The sequence below is a fragment of the Actinomyces glycerinitolerans genome, assembly GCF_900098745.1.
Lineage (GTDB): Bacteria > Actinomycetota > Actinomycetes > Actinomycetales > Actinomycetaceae > Actinomyces > Actinomyces glycerinitolerans.
In genome coordinates, this window is record NZ_FQTT01000006.1 from 1 (window position 1) to 6,992 (window position 6,992).

Annotated in this window: 8 protein-coding genes; all 8 read left to right on the top strand. The window is 60.6% G+C overall.

The window, feature by feature from the left end:
* The first annotated feature begins 143 nt into the window (after window positions 1-143).
* The 8 genes from ACGLYG10_RS04105 (at window position 144) to ACGLYG10_RS16525 (ending at window position 6,848) form a co-directional block, all read left to right on the top strand.
* Window positions 144-773 carry a hypothetical protein gene (locus ACGLYG10_RS04105; protein ID WP_139240805.1) on the top strand — a complete coding sequence of 210 codons (630 nt, stop codon included), beginning with the start codon at window positions 144-146 and terminating at the stop codon, window positions 771-773.
* Window positions 774-814: 41 nt separating this feature from the next.
* Window positions 815-1,513, top strand: a complete 699-nt coding sequence (locus ACGLYG10_RS04110; RefSeq protein ID WP_073328175.1) for a hypothetical protein — start codon at window positions 815-817, stop codon at window positions 1,511-1,513.
* A gap of 6 nt (window positions 1,514-1,519) precedes the next feature.
* Window positions 1,520-2,569, top strand: coding sequence for a hypothetical protein (locus ACGLYG10_RS15540; protein WP_083565485.1), 1,050 nt, complete (start codon window positions 1,520-1,522; stop codon window positions 2,567-2,569).
* 129 nt (window positions 2,570-2,698) lie between these two features.
* Window positions 2,699-3,325, top strand: coding sequence for a hypothetical protein (locus ACGLYG10_RS04120; protein WP_139240807.1), 627 nt, complete (start codon window positions 2,699-2,701; stop codon window positions 3,323-3,325).
* Between the two features lie 42 nt (window positions 3,326-3,367).
* Window positions 3,368-4,066 (top strand): hypothetical protein, encoded by a 699-nt coding sequence (locus ACGLYG10_RS04125; protein WP_170866450.1) that lies wholly within the window; start codon window positions 3,368-3,370, stop codon window positions 4,064-4,066.
* A gap of 567 nt (window positions 4,067-4,633) precedes the next feature.
* Window positions 4,634-5,038, top strand: coding sequence for a hypothetical protein (locus tag ACGLYG10_RS04130; RefSeq protein WP_073328183.1), 405 nt, complete (start codon window positions 4,634-4,636; stop codon window positions 5,036-5,038).
* Between the two features lie 160 nt (window positions 5,039-5,198).
* Entirely contained in the window at window positions 5,199-5,786 is a 588-nt protein-coding gene (locus tag ACGLYG10_RS04135) for a hypothetical protein (protein WP_139240809.1), read from the top strand.
* A 165-nt stretch (window positions 5,787-5,951) separates the two neighbouring features.
* Window positions 5,952-6,848 carry a hypothetical protein gene (locus ACGLYG10_RS16525; protein ID WP_073328188.1) on the top strand — a complete coding sequence of 299 codons (897 nt, stop codon included), beginning with the start codon at window positions 5,952-5,954 and terminating at the stop codon, window positions 6,846-6,848.
* Window positions 6,849-6,992: the final 144 nt, after the last annotated feature.

Sequence of the window (6,992 nt, forward strand, 5' to 3'; positions counted from 1 at the left end):
CGTGGGATGGCTGATGGTGGTTCAGGACGGTGACGGCGAAGGGAGGTAGGGAGATGAAGACGGTGCAGTCGCAATCAAGAGGAAGTAGGACCAGAGAACCCGGACGCGCAATCCGGTGGTGGTGGGGTAGGGCCGCTGCGGCCTTGTGCCTGGTAACCTCCCTGGCTGCGTGCGGACTCATTAATGGTTCGGACGAGACCACGCAGCCGCCGGAGACGCCTCTGGCGGATGAGATGATCTGTGGTGTTTTCCCCAACCGGGACCTCCAGAACATTCTCGGTTTCGACACCTACTGGTACAGCTACAGCACCAGCCCCACAGAGAATGTGAGCACCGGCGCGTCAGGTTACAGCTACCGCTGCGATATGGAATCTGCTCGTGATCCCTTCGGACTGATTGAGATCCGCTATGGGATTGACTCTACGTTGTCCCCGAGTGCCGGACAGCCGGTTCTCTTTGATGAGATTCCTACCGCGTTTCCTGACACCGCTCGGGAAACCAGTTTCGAGGGTGTGGAGGGTGAGGGTTGGGTGTGGACCGATGGTGTTGAGATCTATGTGGCCTGGCGCTATGACGACACCCAGGTGCTGTTGGCTCGCCTGACTTATTGGGGTCCTGAGGAGGATCTGGATGAGCAGGTGGAGAGGTTCCACACTGTTCTTGAGCCGGCCCTGGCCCAGATCCCCGAACTGGCCTCCGCAACCAGTACGCGTGTCGTGGTTCCCTCGCCCACGCCCGTGGCCGAGGACACGGCCACCGGCAACGATGACTAACCGCTCTACCCACCCTGCGCCGCTAAGGAGAACCGTCCAACATGCAACTATCAACGCACCTGTCTCGTCCGAGGTTGCGCCGTGCCACCGTTGGCGCTGCGGCGCTGCTGCTGGCCTGTGCGCCCCTGGTGGCGTGCTCGTCCGATTCCGATGACAACCCCTTGGGCATCCCCACCTATGATCCGGAGGCGATGGCCTCGGCGGAGGCGTCTGAGTCGGCTGCCGCAGCGGCGGCCTCGGCATCGGCGTCTGCTGCCGCCCCTACCCTTGAGTCTCTGTCAGACCAGGAGCTGGGCTACCACATGGTCTCCATCCCCGAAGACCTCACCGAAGCACAGACCAAGGCACTGGTTGACTACGTCGCCTATGACCAAGTCACCTGGCGCATCTGGTCGACCGGCGAAGGCATCGAGAACCTGCCCACCGTCGCAACAGGGACCTATCTGGCGCACCTGCAGGAGGAAGCAGAACTGCTCAGCAGCAAAGGCGAACGGGATAATCCGCCGGTGCGAGTAGCAATCACCGAGGTGTCCGTCGCCGAAGACGGCACCTACGCAGAGATTACAGAGTGCAATGATCAAACCCAGGTGACCACCGTGGACGCCAATGGCAACGACATCACCGACCCGAACCGCCAACTCCGCTTCGAAGTCAACACCGTCATGACCCCCGCCGACGACGGAACCTGGCTGGCAACTGCAGAGACCACCACGTCCACCAACGAGTGCACCGTGGAGTGACAGTCGATGCGCACCCGGAAGATCCATGCCCTGCTCGCCGCCGTCCTTGCCCTGACCTCAACCCTCCTAATCACCGACAACCCCCAAGCAATCGATCGGGAAAGTACGACGAATTCCCAGTCCTCGTCTGCCGGTGTCTCGGCTTCCGGTGACGGCGGGGGCTCCATCGAGGCATCGGTGACCGTGACCTACGCCTCCCCCGGTAGCACGCCGACCAGCCAGACGGTCACCTCCTCCACCCAGGTCGTACAAGTCCCGCCCTCATGCGGCTACAAACCCACCTACACCGGCCCCGAGATCGCAGAGATCTACCGCAATGCCCCCGAAAGCGCCCCCGGACTCAAACCCCTGTACGCCGACTGGGAAGACCACGCCGAGGACACCAACGGTCAGTGGTGGCGCTCCTACTGCGACCCCTCGGTATTCCCCGACGTCCAAAGCTTCGTGAAGGCACAGCATGAGTTCGTCAACAACAACCCCACCGTGATCTGGGTCGTCGCCGATGATACCCCGCCGGCCCCACACGTCGATCCCGCCACTCTGGCCACCACCGTCTGGGAAAGCGTCAGCATCCCCGCCCCCGCCATCGACTACAACCCCAAGATCGGCGACAGCCAAGCCACCATTGTCGGCTTCGCCACCTGGATCTGGACCACCAACAACACCCCCAGCCGAGTCGAGATCCAGGCCACCGTCGGCTCAACCAGCGTGACCGTGACCGCGGCCTCCAACAAGCTCGACCTCTCGGCCCCCGACAGCGAGGTCGACTGCACCGGCTTCGGTATCCCCTGGACCGAGCAGAACGACTACCTGGGCACCGACTGCATGATCATGTTCACCCGCAGCTCCGCCCACCTGGAAGACTCCGTTACCCCGCTAGACATCAGCGTCCTATACACCGCCAGCTGGACCTCATCCACCGGACAAACCGGCAACCTCACCCCCCTCACCACCACAACAACCACCACTATCCCCGTAGCCGAAATCCAAACCCTCAACACCAGACCACCAAACAACCATGAGGCGCCCGGGCGGAGGCTCTCGTGGGATGGCTGATGGTGGTTCAGGACGGTGACGGCGAAGGGAGGTAGGGAGATGAAGACGGTGCAGTCGCAATCAAGAGGAAGTAGGACCAGAGAACCCGGACGCGCAATCCGGTGGTGGTGTGGTTGGGCCGCTGCGGCCTTGTGCCTGGTAACCTCCCTGGCTGCGTGCGGACTCATTAATGGTTCGGACGAGACCACGCAGCCGCCGGAGACGCCTCTGGCGGATGTGACTATCTGTGGTGTCTTCCCCAACCAGGGGCTCCAGGAGACCCTCGGTTTCAACACCTACTGGTACAGCTACAGCACCAGCCCCACAACGAACGTGGAGACCGGCGAATCCGGCTACAGCTACAGCTGCAACATGGACTCCGACGGCAACCCGTTCGGGTTACTCGAGATCGACTACGGCATCGGTACAGACCTTTATACCAGCGATGGGCTGGTGGAGTTTGATGATATTCCCGTTGAGTACCCCGACACCGCCCGGGAGGTGACTTTCGCGGGTGTGGAGGGCGAGGGCTGGGCATGGACCGACAGCGTCGACATCTATGTGGCTTGGCGCTATGACGACACGCAGGTGCTGTTGGCGAGGCTGACTTATTGGGGTCCGGAGGAGGGTCTGGATGAGCAGGTGGGTAAATTCCATGCCGTCCTTGAGCCGGCCCTGGCCCAGATACCGGAGTTGGCCTCCGCAACCAGTACGCGTGTCGTGGTTCCCTCACCCACGCCCGAGGCCGAGGACACGGCCACACGCAACGACGACTGAGCCCAACTAACCACCCTGCGCCGCTAAGGAGAACCGTCCAACATGCAACCCTCAACCCCTGTATACCGTTCCGGTCGGCACCGGCCGGTGACTGTCCTGCTGGCACTGTTGCTGGCATGTGCGCCTCTGGTGGCGTGTTCGTCTGAGGCGGACGATAATCCTCTGAATATCCCTACCTATGATCCGGAGGCTGCGGCGTCGGCGGAGGCGTCTGAGTCGGCTGCTGCGGCTGAGGTGTCTGCGTCGGCCGCGGGCTCTGCGGAGGCTGCGGGTGTGGTGACGGCGGAGTCGCTGTCAACCGAGCGGTACCAGGTCACCTCCATACCCGAGGACCTGGATGAGCAGCAGACTGAAGTCCTGAAGGCCTTCATCAACTACGACCAGGTCACCTGGAACATCTGGTTCACCGGCACCGGCGTGGAGAACGCCGAACCACTCATGACCGCAGAAACCTACCAGAGTCTTAAAAGCAGCTACGACCAAGTCAAAGGTGAAACAGTGGAAGGCAACCTGCGTGTGTCGGTCACCGCGGTGTTTGCCTACGATGTTACTAAGGCTCAGGTGCTTATTTGTGACGACCAGTCCGATTTGGTTTCCTATGACGCTTCGGGGCAAGATAATTCTGACCCGGAGACTCTCCAGGGGCGCTATGAGGTCTTGATTACGATGACTTACGAAGATGGAGTCTGGAAGGAATCTGAAGAAAAACGACTCTCCGTCAACGAATGCGTGGTCGACTAATGAAGTTATATAGGGGATTGTCTGCAATTGTTGTTTCATCCTTTCTCGCCCTTTTGCTTCTGGTTGGTTCATCGCCTGCTTGTGCCAACCAAGTCAAAGGAATGGAAGTGAGTTCGTCGTCTGGTTCGGTGTCGTCTGTTGGGGATGGTTCGGTTGATGTAGCGGTGATGGTTCAGTTCACGTCGGCCGCGGCGGATGGCTCTGGTGGGGGTGGTACTGCTGTGTCTTCGCGGTCGGTGACTGCGAGCGGAGGTGAATACGGTGCGATCACGATCAATAAGAGCTAGACGGCCTGGCCACACCACCTGGAGGCGCCCCTGGTGGTGTGGTAGGGCAATCGCCGCCCTGTGCCTGACCATGTCCTTGGCTGCGTGCGGGCTGATTGATGGCTCGGATGATCCCACCCGTGCTCCGAGCACTCCGCTGGCTGATGAGACCATCTGTGGTGTCTTCCCCAACCGGGACCTCCAGAACATCCTCGGTTTCAATACCTACAGATACGACTACGACACCGGCACCATAACAAACGTAGATACAGGTGCTACCGGTTACCATTATGGTTGCCACATGGAGTCGAATAGCGAGCCCTTCGGGCGCATTGAAATACAATACACTGTTGGTAATACATTGCTGTTGCCGGGTCGCGGGCAGCTGGAGTTCGATGGTATTCCGGAGGAATTCACGAACGCCACCCGTGCCAGTTTCGAGGTCGTTGATGGTGAGGGCTGGGGCTGGACTACCAGCGCGGAAGTGTTCGTGGCTTGGCGGTATAACGACAACCAAGTTCTTGCGGCCAGGTTGACTTACTGGGGTCCTGAGGAGGGTCTGGATGAGCAGGTGGAGAGGTTCCACACGATCCTTGAGCCGGCCCTGGCCCAAATCCCCGAACTGGCCTCCACAACCAGTACGCGTGTCGTGGTTCCCTCACCCACGCCCGAGGCCGAGGACACGGCCTCCAGCACCGACGACTGATTCCTGTCACTACGCCGAACCATAAGGAGAACCGTCAAACATGCAATCTTTAACCCGCATATCGCGCCACGGTCGACACCGCTCGGTGGCTGCTCTGCTGGCAATGTTGCTGGCTTGTGCGCCTCTGGTGGCGTGTTCGTCGGGCTCGGATGATAACCCCTTGAATATCCCTACCTATGATCCGGAGGCTGCGGCGTCGGCGGAGGCGTCTGAGTCGGCCGCCGCCGCTGAGGCGTCTGCGTCGGCTGCGGCTTCGGCGGAGGCTGCGGGTGTGGTGACGGCGGAGTCGTTGTCCACCGAGCGCTACCAGGTCACCTCCATACCCGAGGACCTGGATGAGCAGCAGACCGAGGTGCTCAAGGCCTTCGTCAACTACGACCAGGTCACCTGGAACATCTGGTTCACCCGCACTGGCATCGAGGACGCCGAACCACTTATGACCACAGAGGCATACCAGATACTCAAAGACAACTATGAAGATGCCGTCGAGGGGCACACGGACGGTACGGTAAGAATCGCCGTGACATCGGTGTATCTGACGTCGCCGTATGACTCATCGCCCAAAGCCACGGTTGAGATCTGCGACGACCAGACCGACTTGGTTGATTATGACGTTGACGGCAATGACGTCAGCACCCCTGAGACTCTACAGAAAAGATTCGAAAAAACTATAACGATGGTCCACGAAGACGGAAATTGGAAAACAGTCGAAGAGCAGACTCTCTCCGCAAATGAATGTGCGGTATAGGTCATGATAACGTCGATCGAATTCTTGACGAAGATGGCGGCATTCCTTTGCCTAGTTTCTGCCTGCGTTTTATCCACCTCGGCATACGCCGCATACGGCAAAGACTCGAATACAGGTGGCAGTTCTTCTGGTTTGGTGTCGGCTGGTGGGGATGGTTCGGTGACGATGACGGTCAGTGTGGAGTCGGTGTCGGCGGCTCCGGGCGGCTCGGCTGGTTCTGGTGGTGCTACGGCGTGGTCGCAGTCGGTGACCGCCGCGGTGCATCCGGTGTGCTGGTATGAGCAAAGTGACACCGGGGCGGAACGGGCGGAGTGGATTGATTCGGGGAAGGCGGCGGAGTACATCCGTTTCAACCACAGTGGTTCGGTGGAGGAGTACAAGACTCACTTCCCAGACTATGAGTCCTACGCCGACGACACGGAGGGCTACTGGTACATCCCTTACTGCGACTCCAGGTACATGGCCGATGATGACGAGCGCGACTTCCGTGAGATCGCAGCCGCCTACATCGCCGACCATGACCCTGTGTATGTGCCCGCCGGGCAGGCTGCTCCCGCCCCGGAGGTGGATGGTGAGACGTTGGCGCGGGCGGCGTGGGATGCGGTGACGATCCCTACGGCGACGATCGGCTATAACCCGATGGTTGGGGATGTGGGGGCCACGATTGTGGGTATGGATACCTGGGTGTGGGCCACGGGCGACACCCCGAAGGAAGTGACCGTGACCGCCACCGCGGGGTCGACGACCGCCACGATCACCGCCACGGCCTCCATGCTGACCCTCCAGCCCAAGGACGGCACCGCCACCTGCACCGGCTTCGGCATCCCCTGGAGTGAGGAGAACGACGCCAAGGGTACGGACTGCCTGATCGTGTTCAACCGGTCCAGTGCGCACTTCAAGGACAGCGTCACCCCGGTGGATGTGAAGGTGTCCTACGCGATCGAGTTCACGGCTTCTGATGGTGCTACCGGAACCATGGACACCCACACCACATCCACAACCACCACGATCCCGGTGGCGGAGATCCAGACGATTATCGTCCAGCCCACCGATGAACCATGAGGCGCCCGGGCGGAGGCGCGCGTGGGATGGCTGATGGTGGTTCAGGACGGTGACGGCGAAGGGAGGTAGGGAGATGAAGACGGTGCAGTCGCAATCAAGAGGAAGTAGGACCAGAGAACCCGGACGCGCAATCCGGTGGTGGTG

Coding starts and splice junctions, on each gene's coding strand:
- ACGLYG10_RS04110 (WP_073328175.1), top strand. CDS start 815: ATGCAACTATCAACGCACCTGTCTCGTCCGAGGTTGCGCCGTGCCACC.
- ACGLYG10_RS15540 (WP_083565485.1), top strand. CDS start 1,520: ATGCGCACCCGGAAGATCCATGCCCTGCTCGCCGCCGTCCTTGCCCTG.
- ACGLYG10_RS04130 (WP_073328183.1), top strand. CDS start 4,634: ATGGAGTCGAATAGCGAGCCCTTCGGGCGCATTGAAATACAATACACT.
- ACGLYG10_RS04125 (WP_170866450.1), top strand. CDS start 3,368: ATGCAACCCTCAACCCCTGTATACCGTTCCGGTCGGCACCGGCCGGTG.
- ACGLYG10_RS16525 (WP_073328188.1), top strand. CDS start 5,952: ATGACGGTCAGTGTGGAGTCGGTGTCGGCGGCTCCGGGCGGCTCGGCT.